Here is a 19118-nt window from a genome sequence, read left to right as displayed (position 1 = left end):
TCCTGAAACGCTGCAGGCACCCGTTGTCAGGACAGGATGCCGTCAATGACACTGGCTTCAAACACGTGAGTCAGTTTTTCCTCAAGACCAAGTCGTTCCAGGAGAAGTTTTTCGTGGTCCAGTCCCAGCAGATGCAGGATAGTGGCATGCCAGTCCTGCACACTCACTTTGTTTTCTTCAGCAGCGAAACCAAGTTCATCGGTGGTCCCGTACTGTGTACCACCTTTGATCCCGGCACCGGCGAACCAGGTCACCATGGCATTCTTATTGTGGTCGCGTCCGGATGTTTTTTCGCTGTTACTGCCTGCGAGCTGCGCGATTGGCAGTCTCCCGAATTCGCCCCCCCAGACCACCAGCGTGCTGTCCATAAGGCCGCGCTGCCTGAGGTCTTTCAGGAGTGCCGCGACCGGTTTATCGGTGAACTCACACGCCGACCGCAGGCCGCTGGCAAGGTTTCGATGACTGTCCCAGATTTGACTTCTAATATAGAGCTGAACAAAACGCACGCCGCTTTCCACCAGGCGTCGAGCGATCAGACAACGACGCCCGTAGGATTCAGTCTTCGGATCGTTGATGCCATACATCTCCAGCGTCTCTTCACTCTCCTGAGAGAGATCCAGCGTATCATTGGCCTCAAGCTGCATGCGAGCGGCCAGTTCGTAGTTCGCGATCCTCGCGTCCAACACCGGTTGTCCTGGTCGCTGTTCCCGATGAAAATTGTCCAGTCTGTTCAACAGGTCTCGCTGGATCCTGACAACTTTCTCCGGTTTTTCTTTATCAGGTTCAAGATCGAGGACGGGTGAACCGGTCGAGCGAAACCGAGTCCCCTGGTAAACAGGAGGCAGGAAACCGGCCTGCCAGTTTTCAACTCCGTTGACGGGCAGTCCTCCCGGATCATCAAGAACCACATAGGCCGGCAGGTTCTGATTTTCCGAACCCAGACCGTAGGTCACCCAGGAACCGAGTGACGGATAGGCCGACAACATACGGCCGGAATGGATCTTGTACAGAGCATGCTCGTGGGCAAATGTTGTGGTGTGCATCGACCGAATCAATGCGATATCGTCGACCTGTTGCGCCAGGTGAGGCATCACCTCCGAAACCGACATGCCACATTCGCCATGCTGACGGAATTTGTAGGGGCTGCGTTTCAGTGCACCGACGGAGTCGATAAATTCAACTTCTCCGGCGATTTTTTTGAAATAGGGTTCGCCGTGTCGCTTCGTCAGTTCCGGTTTGGGATCAAATAAATCCATTTGGCTGGGCCCACCGTTCATGAACAGGTGGATCATCGCCCTGGCTTTTGGTTCGTGGACCGGTTGCTGTGGAAGAAGGTCATGGACGCGCCGATTGTGGCTTGACTCGTTGGCAAACAGATCTCCGCCAAGCAGTTGTGCCAGCGCGGCACCGTACAAACCACTTCCAACATGATCGAAGAAGCTGCGACGGTCTAAATTGTGATGGTGTTGGACTGTCATTGTTATGCCATGAGAGAGAGAAGCCCAGGTAGCGTTAGTCGATGTAAATGAATTCAGCCGAGTTGATCAGAATATGACACAGGTCCGCCACGGCCCGTTGATTGGAATCAAAATTTCCTTCACTCCGCGCTTCCCGCAGCTGACTGAGTGTCTCGGTTGCGAACCGGTTCTCATCGGGCATCGGCGGTCGGCCAAGAGCAAGGGAATAACAGACTCTGATTTGTTCGCCGGAATCGGCACCGGCTTTTGTTATCACACGTTCGGCAAACGAGAGCATCAGCTGGTCAATGATCTCATTATTCAAAAGATGCAATGCCTGAGGGGCAACGGTTGACTGTTTTCGTTCCAGGCAGTTTGGAGTTGGGCGTGGCAGATCGAAGCACTCAAGGATCGTCATGTTTTGTTTGCGGTTGTGCTCGACATAAATGCTGCGCCGCCAGCCTTTGTCTGTACCAATTGCCGTTACCAGACCGTCGGCCCGTACGTTGACTCCATTGGCAAATCCGAACGGGGTCTCGTCCAGGCGACCGGAAATGTACAGCAGGGTATCCCACAGTGCCTCAGCCTCCATGCGTTTCATTGGAAATCGAGACAGCAGGTCGTTATCCAGGTCGTGTCGTTCATGTTCAGGTTTCACCAGCGACGACTGTCGGTAAGTACTGGAATTCAGGATCAATCGGTGCATGTCCTTGATACTCCAGTTGCATTTAACAAACTCCCTGGCCAGCCAGTCCAGGAGTTCGGGATGAGTAGGAAGGCTGCCGGTGAGACCGAAATTATCCAGTGATTTTACGAGACCGTGCCGGAAGTGATGCTTCCAAATCGTGTTCACCATCACACGCGCCGTCAGCGGATGATCGGGCTGCACCAGCCACTTTGCCAGTGCCAGGCGGCGTCCCGTTTTTTTCGATCCCGGCCATGGGGGCTTAATGTCGAGTTTACTCGTGGACAGCACAGAAAGGCTGGCGGGCCGCACCAGGTCACCGGGTTGAAGGTAACTGCCTCGGTTCAGCAAATACGTGGGAGAGGGTTCACCACGGTCCCAGAGTGCACGAATCATTGGTCTTGGACGACGTTGTTTTTTGAGTGAGCCGGTTTTTTTGTTCGCCTCTTCGACCGCTTTCTTAAATTCCTCACTGGATTTTTTGAGCTGCTCATCGTCCGGAAAGAGCGTTGATTCGAACTTTGCGATCAACCCCTTCTGGTGCTCATCGCGTTCATCGTCGGCGGTTGCCACAGCTCGCCGTACGTCGCTGCGGAAGGATTCCGGCAGTTCGGCAAGCTGTTCTTCCAGATGCTGCTGCCGAATGGATTCCGTGCGCAGGCTCAGGGCTTCCTTCAGGGCACTGATCTGAGCCTGTAAATTCTCGTCACGTTCTTGCCACTGACGAAGCTCTTCCGCCGGCACGTAAGGCAGATTCCGGAACGAGTGCCTTCCCTTGTTGATGGATTTGAGCAGGTCGTCCGCATTCGGTTTCAACCAGTCGTGCTCATCATACGCTCCTTTAAAGACGGCCGTCAGAGAATAGTAATCCTCCTGAGGAATCGGATCGAACATGTGTTCGTGACAGCGAGCGCATTTAATCGTCAATCCCATCACGGCTGATCCAAGGACATCCACCGCATCGGCAACGACGTCCAGTCGGTTGGGCACAAAACCAGTGACGTTGAACCAGGTGGGATCCGGAACCATTCTGAGAAACCCTGTCGCCACAAGATTGTCATAGATCTCAGGCGTGATTTCTTCGGCATTTTCATAGTCGGCAAGTTCGTCACCGGCGAGCTGTTCGAGCAGGAAACGGTCATACGGTTTGTCTGCGTTGAACGCACGGATCACATAATCGCGATAGCGGTATGCATATGGCCGGAGGATGTCCTGTTCACGCTCGCCCTCGGTGTCCGCATAGCCTGCCCGATCAAGCCAGTAGCCTCCCCAGCGTTCTCCGTATCGTCGCGAGGAAAGCAGTGATTCAATTAATCGTTCCCAGGCACCTGGACGAGTATCCGTCAAAAACGCATCCATCAGATCCGGTTCCGGGGGCAGACCGGTCAGATCAAACGCGGCTCGTCGAATTAAAGTTCTTCGATCAGCCACCGGAGACAGACTCAGTCCTTTCGCTTCCAGCTTCTCAAGAATAAATGCGTCAACAGCGTTCCGGACGAGGTCAGGATGCTGGACATCCGGCGCCGTAATTTCACCAGGTGGCTGAAACGCCCAAAACTCTCGATCTTCATCGGTGACCAGAGGTTCCACTTCAGAGTCCAGTGAAAGTTTTTCGCCATCCGGTGCTCCGGCCCTGATCCAGGCCGTTAGCCGCCGAATCTCGTCTGGTTCCATAGGTTTCACACTGGCTTCAATCAGACGTTTGCGCGGAGGCATTTCTTCCGCATGGATTCTCTTCAACATCAGACTGTTCTCCGGTTCCCCGGGAACGATAGCCGGACCGGACTTACCTCCCTTCAGAATCAGGGCCCTGGTGCGCAGGTCCAGTCCGCCATCCTGATGCTGGCGTCCGTGACAGGTTGCGCAGCGCAACAGTAAAACGGGAATCACATCATGTGACGTAACTGCTTGTTCACTATCCATATTTTCAGCTTCGATTGCTCTGGTCGATGCCAATACAACAATCGCTGCTGCCACAAAGACAGTTTTTGAGACGGAGACAGTCATAGCCACAAATTTATCCTCTATCCCTGCTGCAAGTCTCACCCGATTCTAACGCGGAATTGCCTCAGACCATGCGGAGGACTGCGCGGCGGCACCTCGGAACTTCCACTGGTCTCTTTGATAATCTGACTCAATATGAACAGGTCGACTGAACTCACAATTCTAACTGGAGTCGGACTGAGACGAAACAGCTGGCTGGAAATTGCAGGTCGGTCGGTGTCAAAACACTGATATACCTTGTGTTACCCCCCCGTAATCTCGCAGGAAGTCGACGTATTTCGACCGAAACAGGTTCGCCGAGATGGCAGCCATGAGACTTGCACCGGATTTAACGGACGATGTCGAGACCTTCGGGCACAATTGCCAGGGACTTTTCAAATTGTTTGTGATTCCCTGTGACTGCCATCGTGGCAAGCAGAACAGATTCGGGAAACCGAACTGACCGTGTGATCTCTTTTTCCCGCAGGAAAAGCCAACAGTCACTGATAAGTTTTCTGCCTTCAGTCCGTGGAATCTCAATCGTTCTGATGAGATCCAGTCCCATTTCTTCCTGTAGATTGATGAAACAGATCGAGCGAACCAAGAATACGTTTTGATTGACTGAATTGTGTTCCACAGCTGACAGTGAGTGAATCCGCTTGCGAATCAATGCAATTACGTCTCAAATACACTGTCATCGTAGCCACCAGGAGTCGACGTGTTCATCACTGGTGGTGAGCATCGCGCAGGCCAGATCCGTTGTGTCCGGCAATAAATCGATTTGATCATTCTCGATGTGCCTGATGCGGGTTGGTTTTCAATACCAGAATTGGACCACGGGGAGCGTTCTATGCCAGGCATCAAAGGTCCGGCGATATTTCTTGCTCAGTTTCTAAGAGACGAAGAGCCCTACAATAATCTGGAAAATATCGGAAAATGGGTGGCCGGACTCGGCTACAAGGGCGTGCAGATTCCGGCGTGGGACACTCGAGTCTTTGATCGGGATACTGCGGCCGAATCCAAAACGTATTGCGATGACTATCGGGGCCAACTCAGTGAGATGGGCTTGGTGCCGACCGAACTGGGGGCTTATCTTTCCGGTCAGGTGATGGCGATCCACCCTGCCTACGAAATCATGTTCGAAGGCTTCCATCCCGACGGTCTTCGTGGCAATGAAAGAACCGAGTGGGCCGCCGATCAACTTCGGAAATGTGTTGACGCGTCCGTGCATCTGGGCATAGACCTGATCCCGACGTTGTCCGGTGGCTTAGCCTGGCACATGGCGTATCCATGGCCTCAACGGCCGGAGGGCGTCATTGACGAAGCTTTCAAAGAACTGGCGCGTCGCTGGAGACCGCTGCTGGACTATGCACAGGAACGGGGCAAGGCGTTCGGCTACGAACTTCATCCGGGCTCAGATTTGTACGATGGTGCCACCTTCGAAATGTTTCTCGAACATACGGACGACCATCCTGCCGCCTGCATCAACTATGACCCCAGCCATTTCCTGCTGCAGCAACTGGACTATCTTGAATTCATTCGGATCTTCAAAGACCGCATCAGAGGTTTCCACGTGAAAGATGCTGAGTTCCGTCCCAGCGGTCGCGTCGGTGTTTACGGCGGGTACCAGTCCTGGGCCGGTCGAGCCGGACGGTTCCGTTCTCTGGGTGACGGTCAGGTAGATTTCACCAGCGTTTTTACACTGCTCACCGAAGCAGGTTATTCGGGGTGGGCCGTACTGGAGTGGGAATGTGCGGTCAAGAGTCCGGAACAGGGGGCCGCCGAAGGTGCACCGTTTATTTCCAGACACCTCATCGAAACGTCCGATGTTGCATTTGACGACTTCGCGGCCAGCGGTGTCGATGTTGAAGCCAACCGCCGGATTCTTGGATTTGGCTGAGTCACCTAACCTGTGGCACAGGCTTTAGCCGTTAGCCCTGGCTTTCCGGTCTGGAACGGCGTGTTTGCCTGAGGGATTGGTGCTGCCGCGTTCAGCTCTTTGAGTACGCTCCAAACAAAGAACAATAAACAACAGAGGAGACAGAAAATGGATTCCTGGAAACGTAAACTACGAATGGGCATGGTTGGCGGCGGTCAGGGAGCTTTCATCGGCGGTGTCCATCGTTTGGTCGCCGCCCTTGATGGTCAGATTGAACTCGTAGCCGGAAGTTTCTCTCAGGACCCGGAGAATACCAGGACCACCGGAAAACAACTCTATCTGGATCCGGACCGCTGTTACGACACGTACCAGCAGATGGCAACAGCGGAGGCTCAGCGATCCAGCGACGACCGCATCGATTTTGTGAGTATTGTTACGCCAAATTCCTCGCACTTCTCGATCGCAAAGGCGTTTCTTGACGCAGGCTTTCACGTGGTATGTGATAAACCCATGACGCATACGCTCGACGAAGCAAAAGAGCTCGTCGAACTGGTGGAAAAATCGGGACTGATCTTCGCGCTGACTCACAATTACACCGGACATCCGCTGATTCGACATGCCCGACACATGGTTCGGTCCGGTGAGATCGGCACGGTGCGCAAAGCCATCGTTGAGTATCTGCAGGATTTTCTCATGGTGCCTCATGAGAAACTGGGCCAGAAGCAGGCCGAGTGGCGTGTGGACCCCAAGCGATCAGGAATCGGAGGAACACTGGGAGACGTGGGAACGCACTGCGTCAACCTGCTGGAGTATGTCACAGAAGATCCGGTCTCCGAGTTATGTGCAGACAAAAGCACATTTCTGCCTGATCGTGTTCTGGACGAAGATGTCAACGCGCTTCTCCGCTTCCAGGGAGGAGGCAAAGGTGTCCTGTGCATCAGCCAGGTGGCCACCGGTGAAGAAAATGGTTTGACGCTTCGTGTCTACGGTTCTGAAGGCGCGATTAAGTGGGCCCAGGAAAATCCGAATTATCTTGAAGTTTACAAATACGGGGAACCACGGCAGACGCTGACACGCGGGCAGGGCTATCTGTCCGACGTGGCAGGAGCAGCGACTCGCATCCCGACCGGACACCCGGAAGGCTATCTGGAAGCCTTTGCTAATATCTATGTTGGAGTGGCGGAAGCGGTCAGACGACATCTCGACGGGAATCCGATGAAGACCGAAGAATACGATTTTCCCACCGTGAACGATGGCCTTCGCGGAATGCAGTTTATCTATTCCGCCGTGGAGTCAGCCGACAATAATTCGAGTTGGGTTTCGATGTAAAGTCGTTAGCGTCAACGTCGGTCCACCAGTTCCTCATCCGCAGTCCGAGAGCCGGAATAACGGTTGAGTACGCGTAATTCTTTAAAAGCCTGCACCAAAAGGAGAGTCAATGAGCACACAAACGAGGAATGCCCTCGTGACAGGTGCCAGCAAGGGTGTCGGACGCGGAATCGCTGTCGACCTTGCCAAAGACGGCTGGAACGTTGGAGTCAATTATTGTCGGGATGAATCCGGCGCTGAAGAAACCGCAAACGCTGTCCGCGAGACCGGCCGCGACGCGTGGCTGCTGCAGGCGGATATTGGCTTCAGTGATCAGGTTTCGCTGATGTTCGAACGATTTATCGAGCAGGCCGGGACAATCGATCTGCTGGTAAACAACGCCGGTGTTCAGACATGGAAAGCGATGCTCGATCTAAAGGAAGAAGACTGGGACCGTACAATCCGCACCAATCTGAAAGGCACATTTCTGTGTACGCAACAGGCCGGACAGTTGATGCAAAACCGCGGTGGACGCATTATCAACATTGGTTCGGCGGCCAACAAAGCCCCCTTCCCCATGTTGAGCGACTATTGTGCTTCCAAGGGTGGAATCGAAACATTTACGACTGTCAGTGCTGTTGAGCTTGGCCGTTACGGGATCACGGTCAACTGCGTGGCACCTGGTGCCATTGAAATTGAGAGAACCAGCCTGGAAGACCCTGACTACGCCGGAGAGTGGGGTTCTCGCACCCCCATGGGACGTGTGGGAAACGTCAGCGATGTGGCTCACGCGGTCGTGTTCCTGGCGGGAGAAAAATCAACTTTCGTCACCGGACAGACTCTCTACGTCGATGGCGGCATGTTCTCGCAGGTTCCCTGGTTTTATGAATATGAGAAAGACAACTGAATGAACGTTAATACGACAAAACGAAAACTTGAGGCCGGCGAACTCGTGATCGGCAGCTTCGTGTATGTGCCATCCGCAAGGTTAACCGAGATTGTTGGTCTGCTCGGCTTTGATTTCGTGGTGATCGATATGGAACACGGACCGGTCGATATTGGTATGGCTGAAGACATGGTGCGTGCCGCGGAATACGCAGAAGTCACACCCATCATCCGTGTATCCCATAATACGGGTCATTTGATTCTCCGAGCCCTGGACGTTGGTGCACTGGGCATTCACGTGCCGGAAATCAGCCAGGTTGATGAAGCAAAAGACATGGTCGCCAGTTCGAAATACGGCCCCCAGGGACATCGAGGACTGGCCGGGGTCAGAGCATCCGGATACGGACTTAAAGGTTCCATGCCGGAATACACGGCTGCCGCCAATCGCGAAACGATGGTAATCGCCCATATTGAACACATCGATGCAGCCAATAATCTGGATCAACTTTTGGAAGTCGAGGGAATCGACGTGTACTACGTCGGCCCGGTCGATCTGTCTAACAGTCTGGGAGTCCCGGGAAAAGCCAAAGACCCCAAAGTCGTCAACTGTGTTGAAGACTGCATCAAACGTATTGTAGCCGCCGGGAAAATCGCCGGCTGTATTGCGGCGGATGTGGACGCGGCCCGACGATATACCGACCTGGGGGTGCGTTACCTGGCAACACACGCCATTGCTCATATGGCGAAGAATTCCAGACAGTTTATTGAGGATGTCAGAGCATGAGTAATCAACCAGCGGACAGGACTAATCTTGACGGCCGGATCGCTGTCGTGACCGGAGCGGCTCAGGGACTCGGACTCGCGATGTCAGAACGACTGGCCCGCGATGGCGCCACTGTTGTGATGGCGGATCTGCAGCAGGACAAAGTGCAGACCGAAGCTGATCGTCTCCGGCAGGACGGACTCAGTGTTCACCCGGCAGCACTCGATGTCGCCAACAGCACCGAAGTCACAGCGTTCTTCGACAAAGTGGTCGAACAGCACGGAAGCCTGGACGTCCTTGTCAACAATGCGGGAGTCGGACAGACGGTGACGCCGACAGTCGATCTGAGCGATGAAGAGTGGCACCGCGTCATGAACATTACTCTGAACGGAACGTTTTACTGCTGTCGTGCGGCCGGGACCATCATGGAGCGGCAGGAGTCCGGATCCATCGTCAATATTTCATCGATCAACGGGCAGAATCCCGCGGCACTGGTCGCGGCGTACAACGTGGCCAAAGCGGCCGTCATTATGCTGACGCGCACGCTGTCACTGGAACTGGCAGCCTATGGTGTCCGCGTCAATGCGGTTTGTCCCGGCCCTGTGTACACAGACTTCAATAAGTCTGTCATGGATCAGCGCCGCCAGAGTCTGAACATTTCCATGGATGAAATGGTCAATCGGATTGAAAAAGCTGTTCCGCTGGGACGCTGGGGAGAAGCTGCAGATATCGCAAACGGTGTCGCGTTTCTGTGCAGCCCCGCGTCGGCATGGATCACCGGAGAAGTCCTGCGTGTGAGCGGTGGTCTGGAAGGTGTCGCCGCTGCTCCCCCGAAAAGGCAGAAGACCTGATTCACGCCCTGGACAGGACTGTTGCAGTCCGAACACAGTTGAGCTCAGAGAGTTGTGCTTCCTTTGGCTGACTGTAATCCCTGATTTTAAGTGCGAAGTCAGTAACGACTTCGATAGCGATCAGCGAGTACTCGGTTTCATTGGTCGTGAAGTCGGTGCGGCCCTTTACAGGCTTCACAGCACGTCCTGAATCAATCAATTGTCTCATGAAACCTGTGTTGTCATTCGTTCTGCGACCAAAGCCGCCAGCGTCACCTCCGTTCCGGCAAGGCCCAGTGAATAGAACAACGTAATTTCTTCCGGGGAGCGATCGATGGATTCGGTTCCGGCCACGAACGGTGCAAGTTCCTGCAGGCTGTTGTGCAGCGGGCTTTGCGCTGTAATAAACTCGTCGCCGTAATCATCAACCTGGGCCAGCGTGTCGGTTATCAGCCGGGCTGCCCGTTCGGCGACATGCAGGTCAAATTCGTGGTTGTTTTTGAACTTTGGGCCAATGTTATTGATGTGGACTCCCGGCTTGAGCCAGTCGGCCTGAATCACCGGAGTGGGACTCACCGTAGCACAAATCAGCACATCCGCGTCTTCGACGGCATCACGCGCAGAGCCCGCTGCCTGCACCGGTTGACCTGACTCCCTGGTCATTTGCGCAGCAAATTCAGCACAGCGCTGTGGATTGCGACTGAATACCCGAATCTTTTCAAACTGTCGAACTGCCGCAGCAGCCAGTAACTGAGTACGTCCCTGGGGACCGGTTCCGATGAGCCCCAGTACTTTGGAATCCGGGTGTGACAAATATTTGACGGCCACACCACCGATGGCGCCGGTACGAATCGGGCCCAGTTGAGTCCCCGCAACGACCGCCCTGATTGAACCGGTGCTGCCGCAGAAAACCGCTACCAGTTCATCGCGCCCGGGTGATTTGAAATGTTTCATGTCATAGGCTCGAAAACCGACCAGCGCCCCTCCGCCGGTAGAGCCCCCAACAGTAAACACAAGTTTCCCCGCTTCGCCCATATTAGAAACGGAGCGTGCCGGAGCGATCAACGCGCCCGCCGCATGCAGCCGAAAAGTCTCTTCCATGCAGGTCACTGCCTGCGACATGGTCAGGTTTCGGGAAATATCATCGTCATTAATTAACAAACAGCTCATTGAATCCCCTTTTTGCTGATCACACCCCCTGGTGCTGAGACAGTCACTGCCCCTCCGAAGATTGCAACAGGTATACGTACATGGCGGGATGCCCTGTCAGGCGATTCCTGCACACCCGATGCAACGGGACTGACTCTTTCTGCCAAATCTCCGCACGACATTCAGTGATCGTGCGGGCCATGGAATAACACGTGTTCGCGATCGCCCGCCGAAATGACGTAAGCAAACAGGTCGAAGATATCTTCCTGCGTCAATCGGTTCAGCAGACTCTTCGGCATCAGTGACGTGTCACTTCTGACCCGTTCATCGATCTCAGCCCGTTTAAGCACTGTCGGACTGTTCTTGGCCAGCGGATCAATCACCACCTGCACTTCTTCATCTGTTTCTTTCATGATCATACCGGTCACTGTTTTTCCGGAAGTCATCACGAATGTCCAGGAACGAAATCTGTCGTCGATCTCCTTAGATGGATCGATCATCGATTCCAGCAGATGTTTCACCGTCCGTTTTTTTGGTTCCAGCTTCGCCAGGTCGGGACCGAACACACGACCTTCGTTGTTGAGTTGATGGCAGGCCACACAGCCGGCAACTTTGAAAAGTTGCTTTCCAACGGAAAACGATCTGCCGTTTTTCAAAGATTTGATGTCAGCCAGCAGATCGGGCACCGTCCATTCGCGGTTACGGCCGGTCATTTCAAGCAGACTGTCCCTGACCGGTAACGGATTGTCCGCGAGATACGTTTCCGGTGCAGCCTGATATTCCTCCAGGCTGGCAACAACATACAGAGCGCCGAACATACGTCGCCAGTGTCCGGGGTAGGTACAAACATAAGGATAGACGCCCGGAGTCTCAGGAACTTGGAAACTGAGTGACTGAGTCTCCTCAGGCTGCAGAAGTCGACTGGCCAGCAAAACTTTGTCCGATTTTGGAATGTAATGCCTCTGAATGGCGTCAGGATCACGTGCTGTTGCTTCGGCCTGTTCACCAATCTCCCGCATCGCACCTGGCTGTACAATCGCAAAGTTATGGGGCATATCATCGGAGTTGGAAAAACGAAACTCCACCGGCTTACCGACTTCTGCCACGAGAAGTTCCTTATCAAAGATCATTCGGGCAGGAACAGTACCGATTGCAATCACTCGCACATCGAGGTTTTCCAGACGTTCCAGCAGCGCTTTACCGTCATTTTTTCCCAGACGCGGCACCAGCGACCTGGCCAGCCGCACCGCTTCTGACGCCTGTTCACCCGTGCGTCCGGAAGTTGGCATTGAAGTCAGGTAGCCGATGAGGTTGTCGGCTATCGGTTGTACGGCTGATTCGGGCCAGTCCGCAACCGGAATCTGAAGCAGTGTGTGAACAACGGGAGATCGACTGCGCCCCGCTTTCATCAGACCAGAAAGTTCGCTGACACGTGCTTCCTCATGTCCGGGAACTGCAGCCAGCGTTCGAACGGCAGCATCGGTCAGTGACTCACGTTGAGCAACGGACACCGAATGCAGCAGTGACTGTACAATCGTAAATACCGATCCGCGCAGCGAATCGTCTGTAATATGGGGAACGGCGTTCAGAAAATCTCTGACCGATCTCTCATCTCGACTTGCCGCCAGCCAAGCATCATCAGCAGAGCTATCTGCAATAATCAAGGCCGCAACTGCAGCCTGACGCGTGACGGAATTCCGTCCGTTTGCAGCGAGTTCCTCCAGTCGACCCCGCTCCGGCCGAAGATCTGTAAACGGCACCTGCACAAGCAGTCGCATTAACGACGTCGCATCACCATCGTTCAGATCGTACTGCTCAATTAATTCAAGCAACAAAGGCAGAGTGTTTCTCGCGCGAATATCAGCAAGTCCTTTCAGTGCAGTACGCAATGCTTTGAGTGAGGCGTCCGGTCGGCCGAGAACTGCTTCGTACAGATCGGCATCCGGACTCAGCCTGAGCAAATCGGATGTCGCAGCGTGCCGCAGTGCGTACGTTCTGGCGACATCAGATAATGGCTGTTGTGCAGCGATTGAATCTTGGATGATGTTGTCCAGCTGCAGTTTTCTCCGGGCGTATTTCAGTACCGTATCGAGTTCCGGATCGGTTGGCAGTGTGGACACAGTAAAGACCGCTTCGGCAGCATCACTGCCGCCGAACGACACCGCAGTCTTCACAGCTTCCGCGCGGACCAGTGCCGATTCGTCCGTCGCCGCCTGATTAAGCAATCGCTTCCAGTCACCGATCTTTGCTGTCCAGTTGCCCAGAGTGCGAATTGCGGCAGCTCGCACACGTGGTTCTCTGGCTCTGTAAACCATTGCCAACAGGCCCGGGTTGGGAATGCGTTGTTCTTCGAAGACCCACAGACATTCCAGAAGTGCCTGTGCATCCCTCGGATTCTGAGAGTCAAGATTTGCCGCAAAGTTACCGACCTGGTGCATGATGTTTTGCGGATCCTGACCACTGAGCTCCAGTCTGGCCCGGTAACGGACGCTGTTTTCTTTGGCATAGAATGCCTGACACACTTCGGCAACCGGCTTTCCTTTCAATCTGGGTGTTTGAACCAGCGGTCGTCCTTTTGCAGTAACGCGATAGATTCGTCCGTGTTCGTCGTCACGGTTAGGATCTCTCATGTTGTGTTGCATGTGACCAATGAGCGCATTGCTCCAGTCAGACACATAGAGTGCTCCATCACCACCGATTTCAACATCAGTCGGTCGGAAATTCGGATCATCAGCTAGCAGGATGGGTTCAATTTCTTTCGCCGTTATATCAGCTCCGCTGTAGTGAACTTCGTGCTGCAGAACCCCCAGTACACCAATGCAGTTGCAGATCAGAAAATTTCCCTGCATGTCATCGGGAAAGTGACTACTGGAAAGAATGCCGGTTGCAGCAACCGGACGCACACGTTTTTTAAACCACTGTTTGTTGCCTTCACCATTTCCGATATTGACGTAACTGCCAGTGCCGCTGGTGCCATCGTTGGCAAAGTGGTAGCCCCACTGATCCATGACATGACCATGCGGATTCGGACCGATCGGAAACACAAAGCTCATTTCGAAGGTCCGAGGATCAAAGCGATGAACACCGCTGCGACCTGACCGGTAAGTGCCGGTTGGTGTTTCCATGCTGGCCACATTAAAGATTCCTCTCGACCAGTAGAGGCCTCCATCCGTACCGATCAACATCGCATTGGCAGAATGGTGTGTATCGGCACTGGAGACCCCCTGCAGCATACGGATCCTCACGTCGGCAGTATCATCACCATTCGTGTCTTTCAGGAACCAGATTTCCGGAGGAGCGGCAACCAGTAATCCCCCCCCCCAGAATTCAATCCCGGTGACACTATTCAGTTCATCGGCAAAGACACGACACTCATCGGCAACTCCGTCGCCATCTTCATCCGGCAGACACAGAATCCGGTCGCGACGCGCTTTCGTGGGATTCCAGTGCGGATACGACGGCCAGACGGACACGAACAGACGCCCGTCTGTATCCACCGCCATCTGCACAGGATTGATCATTTCCGGAAACATTTCCTCAGAGGCAAAGACGTTAACCTCCAGCCCCTCCGCAAGCGTCATCGTTTCTGCTGTGCCCTGAGGGCTGAGATATTCGAATTTGTCTCCTTGTAGAGGCCCGGGTTTGTTGGTCTTCACCAGCAGCGTTTCAGGAAGATTGTCATCCGTAATTGTGAGATCACCGCCCTGAGCGATCGCCCAGATGCGGCGGTCGCGGGTCGCCGTCATCACGTCAAAGATCTCCATCTCCCGCATCATCACGTCACCGTTGGACTGGCCAAACCAGGCGAGTCTGGAACGACCGCCAAACACGTTGTATTCGTCGACGACCCGATAACGACTAAACCAGTGAAGATTCTTGTCAAGGACCGCAGCCTGCAACTTCGGCCATGCCGTACCCGACTTTTGAATTTGTGCTGCTTCACCGAACAAGACGCCCACAATATGTTCGGCAAGCTTTTGGTTGCCGTGTTCAAGCAAATGAATACCGTTGAGTGTCAACGGTTCGTCAGCTGTGGTGTACATCTGCAGCGTTGGATGAAACAAATCCACGAATGCAACGTCTCTGTCGGCACAGACCGCCTGCATCGCATCGGTATACAATCCAAGATTCTGATTATTTGCTGAACCATCGGGCAGATGCGGACTATGGAGATCCTCATGAGCAATCGGCGAAAACATCACAATTCGGGGAGCAGATCTGCCGTTGTACTGCTGCTGCCGCATGCCATCCAGAATCTCGGTGAGGTTCTGTCGGAAGGATTTGAGTCCGCCTTCGCCTCGAAACGCTTCGTTGTATCCAAAAAATCCAAAAATCACGTCGGCTTTGACTTTAGCCAGCCATTGATCCGGTGAACCGAAATTGTCAGCTCGACTCCGTTGCTTCAGCTCATCGCCAGGATACCCAAGATTGCGAAAAACCAGGTCGTGGTCGGGAAAGACCGCCTGAATGTGCGCCTCGAGCCAACCGTGGTGCTGCATGCGGTCAGCCAGTGTGTTGCCGATGTAAGCAACATGATCGCCGGGATTTAACTTCAGAATCGGCTGGTCTGACCGGGCAACAGAAGCTACGGTTGATATCGTCGTCAGGATTGCCGAGAAACAGATAACGGTGCCTGATCTCATGAAATGCTCCCGGGAATACGGGCAGGTAAAATGGCAGAACACATGACGCGCCGCACACAATAGAATGTCGAAAGGCGAATTGCCTGTGCTGATGCTGTTTTTTTCTCATCGATTCGTTACGGATGTGTGTCGACAACAGGCCGACGACACAACCGGTTAAGTTCTTTCTGTTCGCGGGCGGGCCGCAGATTCACAGCTCGCGGTCGCAGAATACGCAAAACAGCCCTGAGGGCTGACAGGCCCGGTACCGTTGAACGGGCAGGAAGACTTGACGTCAACTGTGTCTCCAATGGTGAATCCGGAACAGAACGTTTCACCGTAGCCATCCGTCCAGTGTCCTGTCCCAATTCTGCAGTTCACAGTCCACACGGTCTGTCCGGCCTTCCGTGAACCGGTCGCTCCTGGCTATTGTCCTGTCAGCAGTCGTCGCCGATCGAATTGCGGCAACGAGAATATCGCAGTCAATGCTGGAAGAGACGGAATGTCCGATCAGGAAACAGTTGAATCGCGTGATTTCGTACGTCAGATCATCGAAGACGACATGCGCAGCGGGAAATGGAAGGGGCGCGTCCATACCCGGTTCCCTCCGGAACCCAACGGCTATCTACACATCGGCCACGCCAAAAGCATTTGTCTGAATTTCGGTGTTGCCGAAGAATTTGGCGGTAAGACGAATCTGCGCTTCGACGATACTAATCCGGAAAAAGAGGATACGGAGTATGTGAACGCCATCCAGAAAGACATCCGCTGGCTGGGGTTCGACTGGGAAGATCGTCTGTATTTTGCTTCCGACTATTTTGCCCGGCTTTATGAGTTCGCCGAACAGTTGATTCAGGACGGCAGGGCTTACGTCTGCAGCCTTTGCCTGGAAGAAATCCGATCCGGACGGGGAACCCCCTCTGAAGCTGGAACGGACAGCCCGTGGCGTAACCGCAGCATTGAAGAAAACCTGGATCTTTTTCGCAGGATGAAGGCGGGCGAGTTCCAGGACGGGGAACATGTTTTAAGAGCAAAAATTAACATGGCTCATCCTCACATGCTGATGCGGGATCCCATCATGTACCGCATCCGACACGTGGAACATCACCGAACCGGTCATGACTGGTGCATTTACCCAACGTACGACTTCACTCACGGCCAGTCGGATTCGCTGGAAGGGGTCACTCACAGCATTTGCACGCTGGAATTCGAGAACAATCGTCCACTGTATGACTGGTACCTTGAATCGCTCAACATCCATCATCCGCAGCAGATTGAATTCAATCGTCTGAACCTCACGTACACGGTGATGAGTAAACGTCGTCTACTGGAACTGGTCAATGAAGGTCATGTGACAGGCTGGGACGATCCTCGCATGCCCACACTCTGCGGGTTACGACGACGCGGTTATACGCCGGCCTCCGTTCGAAACCTGTGTACGCACGTGGGAGTGACCAAGCACGATGCAACAGCAGACATGGTATTGCTGGAAAACAGTGTACGTGAAGATCTGAACAGGACGGCGGAACGCCGAATGGCCGTGCTGAATCCCGTCAAGGTAGTCATCACCAATTATCCCGAGGACCGTGAGGAAGAAATTCAGGCAATCAACAATCCGGAAGATGATGCTGCAGGCACACGAACGGTCCCGTTCAGTCGGGAACTATGGCTGGAACGGGACGACTTTATGGAAGATCCCCCAAAGAAATTCTTCCGACTGGCTCCAGGTCGGGAAGTCCGTCTCAGGTACGCCTATTTCATTCGTTGTGATAAAGCCATCAAAGACACCGATGGAAACATCATCGAATTGCATTGTACCTACGATCCCGAGACTCAGGGAGGAAACGCACCCGATGGCCGGAAAGTCAAAGCCACTCTGCACTGGGTGAGTGCTCTGCATGCTGTGGAAGCTGAAGTACGCCTTTATGATCATCTCTTCGCGACAGAAGACCCGAACGATGTTGGAGCATCCGAAGACTGGAAAAGCAACCTGAATCGGAACTCACTGCAGATAGTTCGTAACGCAAAACTCGAACCGTCTCTGGGTACCGCCTGCGTCGGTGATCGGTTTCAGTTCGAGCGTCTTGGCTACTTCTGTGTTGATCCGGACAGCACCAACGAACAATTCGTCTACAACCGCACGGTCACCCTGCGAGACTCCTGGTCGCGCGGAAAAAAGAAGTGAAGGTCTTAATATCCAGTCGTGGCAGAACGTGTCACCTCGATCACAACCTGCCATCAGACTGACACTTCTTTTAAATTGACGTGGACATATGGTTGTTTTTTCGCCGGAACGCATCCCGTCAGGTCGTATGCAGCTTCGCGCCGAATCCACACAACCGGCAGTGTTTGCCGGATAACGTCATCGGTCTCGACTTTGGCACGTTGTGTGCAAATTGTCTCTTCGGTCTCGCAGATGTCTCCTGAATGGCTTCGGGAGTCGGGACCGTTATCGGTGGTCTGAACATCACCGATTTTCAGAACACCTTTCTGTGAGGGACAATCAGATGACTAAACCAACCTTTCTTCTGATGGCAGGGATGGTCCTGTCCTCGTCTGCATTTGCTCAGGTCGGGTCCGGCTCCTGTCACCAGAGTACATTGGGTTGCGACCTCAGTCGGTGTTCGAAGAGTTCGGACCAACTACGACTGGCAACGAATGATCGACCTGGGTATCCGCCTTTGTCTGGATATCAGGATCCGTACTGTAAAGACGGACAGTGCAACATTAACTTCGGAAAACCACGAAACAACTGTGACACCGAAAATTGTGAAATTGGCCTGCGACACGAAAACCATGGTTCCGGTTCATTCCCTTACGTTTCCGAGCGTGAAGTCGCAACAGGTCGTACTCGACGACTCGACGAACGGTTGAAACCTGAATATCAGACGAGTCCGTCGAATTCGAACAGGGAACGTCGCGAGTCTCACCCTGTTTCCAATCGTTATCGACCGACTGGTTTTGAAATGCAGGGTGCCATAGCTCGAACCATCTCGTGGAATACCGACATTCGTCGAGCAGCCAACCTGGCGAATCAGGAGAATCGACCGATTCTGATTCAGATATCTGCTCCCTGGTGCTCGCACTGTGAACGGATGAAAAACGAGACTTACACGGATCCCAACCTGATGGACCTGATCAGCCAACGATTCGTGGCAATCGCCGTCAACGCTGACGATCAAAAAGACTTTGTAAGGCAGATGGGAATCCAATCTTTGCCGACCACACTGATTGTCGCTCCGGATCTGCGTATCCTGAATCGCCGGCACGGATTTCAGTCAGCCCAACAACTGATGCAGACGCTGTCCCGATAATGCCCCCTGAACGCATGCACACCGGTCAACACCTGCCAGGACAGCAGGTGCCACCCCGCAGCGTGCTCCTGGAAACCATTCTTTGCAGGGTCTCTTACGGAGAGACAATCCGCCACATTCAGGGCGGTCGTTATGCGTGGAAATCAGAACACGAAGCGGACCAGCCACTCGGCTCATATCCGATCACGAATCACACCGTCGGATAAGCACTTGCAGCGGGCATTCGGGGCAATATTGATCAAT

General features: G+C 53.8%; 14 protein-coding genes. 8 read left to right on the top strand and 6 right to left on the bottom strand.

From position 1 onward, the window contains the following. Window positions 1-26 precede the first annotated feature (26 nt). From MK110_12435 to MK110_12425, 3 genes are all read right to left on the bottom strand, one after another. On the bottom strand, window positions 27-1478 hold the full coding sequence (locus tag MK110_12435; GenBank protein ID MCH2212103.1) for a DUF1501 domain-containing protein: 1452 nt from the start codon (window positions 1476-1478) through the stop codon (window positions 27-29). Between the two features lie 34 nt (window positions 1479-1512). Continuing rightward, a complete protein-coding gene (locus MK110_12430) occupies window positions 1513-4149 on the bottom strand; it encodes a DUF1553 domain-containing protein (protein MCH2212102.1) in 2637 nt (878 codons plus the stop codon). Between the two features lie 325 nt (window positions 4150-4474). Further along, window positions 4475-4729, bottom strand: a complete 255-nt coding sequence (locus tag MK110_12425) for a hypothetical protein (GenBank protein MCH2212101.1) — start codon at window positions 4727-4729, stop codon at window positions 4475-4477. A 246-nt stretch (window positions 4730-4975) separates the two neighbouring features. On the opposite strand from MK110_12425, the gene MK110_12420 reads away from it, so the two are divergent. The 5 genes from MK110_12420 to MK110_12400 all read left to right on the top strand — a co-directional run bounded on the left by MK110_12420 (window position 4976) and on the right by MK110_12400 (window position 9811). After that, window positions 4976-6025 carry a sugar phosphate isomerase/epimerase gene (locus MK110_12420; protein ID MCH2212100.1) on the top strand — a complete coding sequence of 350 codons (1050 nt, stop codon included), beginning with the start codon at window positions 4976-4978 and terminating at the stop codon, window positions 6023-6025. A 147-nt stretch (window positions 6026-6172) separates the two neighbouring features. After that, window positions 6173-7333, top strand: a complete 1161-nt coding sequence (locus tag MK110_12415; GenBank protein MCH2212099.1) for a Gfo/Idh/MocA family oxidoreductase — start codon at window positions 6173-6175, stop codon at window positions 7331-7333. A 109-nt stretch (window positions 7334-7442) separates the two neighbouring features. Next, entirely contained in the window at window positions 7443-8219 is a 777-nt protein-coding gene (locus MK110_12410) for a 3-oxoacyl-ACP reductase FabG (GenBank protein ID MCH2212098.1), read from the top strand. Next, complete coding sequence (locus MK110_12405; protein ID MCH2212097.1) at window positions 8220-8981, top strand: aldolase/citrate lyase family protein; 762 nt, start codon at window positions 8220-8222, stop codon at window positions 8979-8981. Further along, on the top strand, window positions 8978-9811 hold the full coding sequence (locus tag MK110_12400; GenBank protein ID MCH2212096.1) for an SDR family oxidoreductase: 834 nt from the start codon (window positions 8978-8980) through the stop codon (window positions 9809-9811). Before MK110_12405 ends, MK110_12400 begins: the two co-directional genes overlap by 4 nt. 1 nt (window position 9812) lies before the next feature. On the opposite strand, the gene MK110_12395 is transcribed toward MK110_12400, so the two are convergent. From MK110_12395 to MK110_12385, 3 genes are all read right to left on the bottom strand, one after another. After that, complete coding sequence (locus MK110_12395) at window positions 9813-10019, bottom strand: hypothetical protein (GenBank protein ID MCH2212095.1); 207 nt, start codon at window positions 10017-10019, stop codon at window positions 9813-9815. Then, a complete protein-coding gene (locus MK110_12390; protein ID MCH2212094.1) occupies window positions 10016-10960 on the bottom strand; it encodes an ornithine cyclodeaminase family protein in 945 nt (314 codons plus the stop codon). The genes MK110_12395 and MK110_12390 overlap by 4 nt, the downstream gene beginning before the upstream one ends. A gap of 161 nt (window positions 10961-11121) precedes the next feature. Further along, window positions 11122-15582 (bottom strand): GDSL-type esterase/lipase family protein, encoded by a 4461-nt coding sequence (locus tag MK110_12385; GenBank protein ID MCH2212093.1) that lies wholly within the window; start codon window positions 15580-15582, stop codon window positions 11122-11124. Window positions 15583-16063: 481 nt separating this feature from the next. Here MK110_12385 and MK110_12380 point away from each other — a divergent pair, with 481 nt between their 5' ends. The 3 genes from MK110_12380 to MK110_12370 all read left to right on the top strand — a co-directional run bounded on the left by MK110_12380 (window position 16064) and on the right by MK110_12370 (window position 19081). Next, the gene (locus tag MK110_12380; GenBank protein MCH2212092.1) at window positions 16064-17746 is read left to right on the top strand and encodes a glutamine--tRNA ligase/YqeY domain fusion protein; all 1683 of its coding nucleotides are present in this window, start codon (window positions 16064-16066) and stop codon (window positions 17744-17746) included. A gap of 322 nt (window positions 17747-18068) precedes the next feature. Next, a complete protein-coding gene (locus tag MK110_12375) occupies window positions 18069-18875 on the top strand; it encodes a thioredoxin family protein (GenBank protein MCH2212091.1) in 807 nt (268 codons plus the stop codon). Continuing rightward, the gene (locus MK110_12370; protein ID MCH2212090.1) at window positions 18875-19081 is read left to right on the top strand and encodes a hypothetical protein; all 207 of its coding nucleotides are present in this window, start codon (window positions 18875-18877) and stop codon (window positions 19079-19081) included. The genes MK110_12375 and MK110_12370 overlap by 1 nt, the downstream gene beginning before the upstream one ends. The last annotated feature ends 37 nt before the right edge of the window (window positions 19082-19118 follow it).

The sequence above is a fragment of the Fuerstiella sp. genome, assembly GCA_022447225.1.
GTDB lineage: Bacteria > Planctomycetota > Planctomycetia > Planctomycetales > Planctomycetaceae > S139-18.
This window is presented reverse-complemented; position numbering and strand designations above follow the sequence as displayed.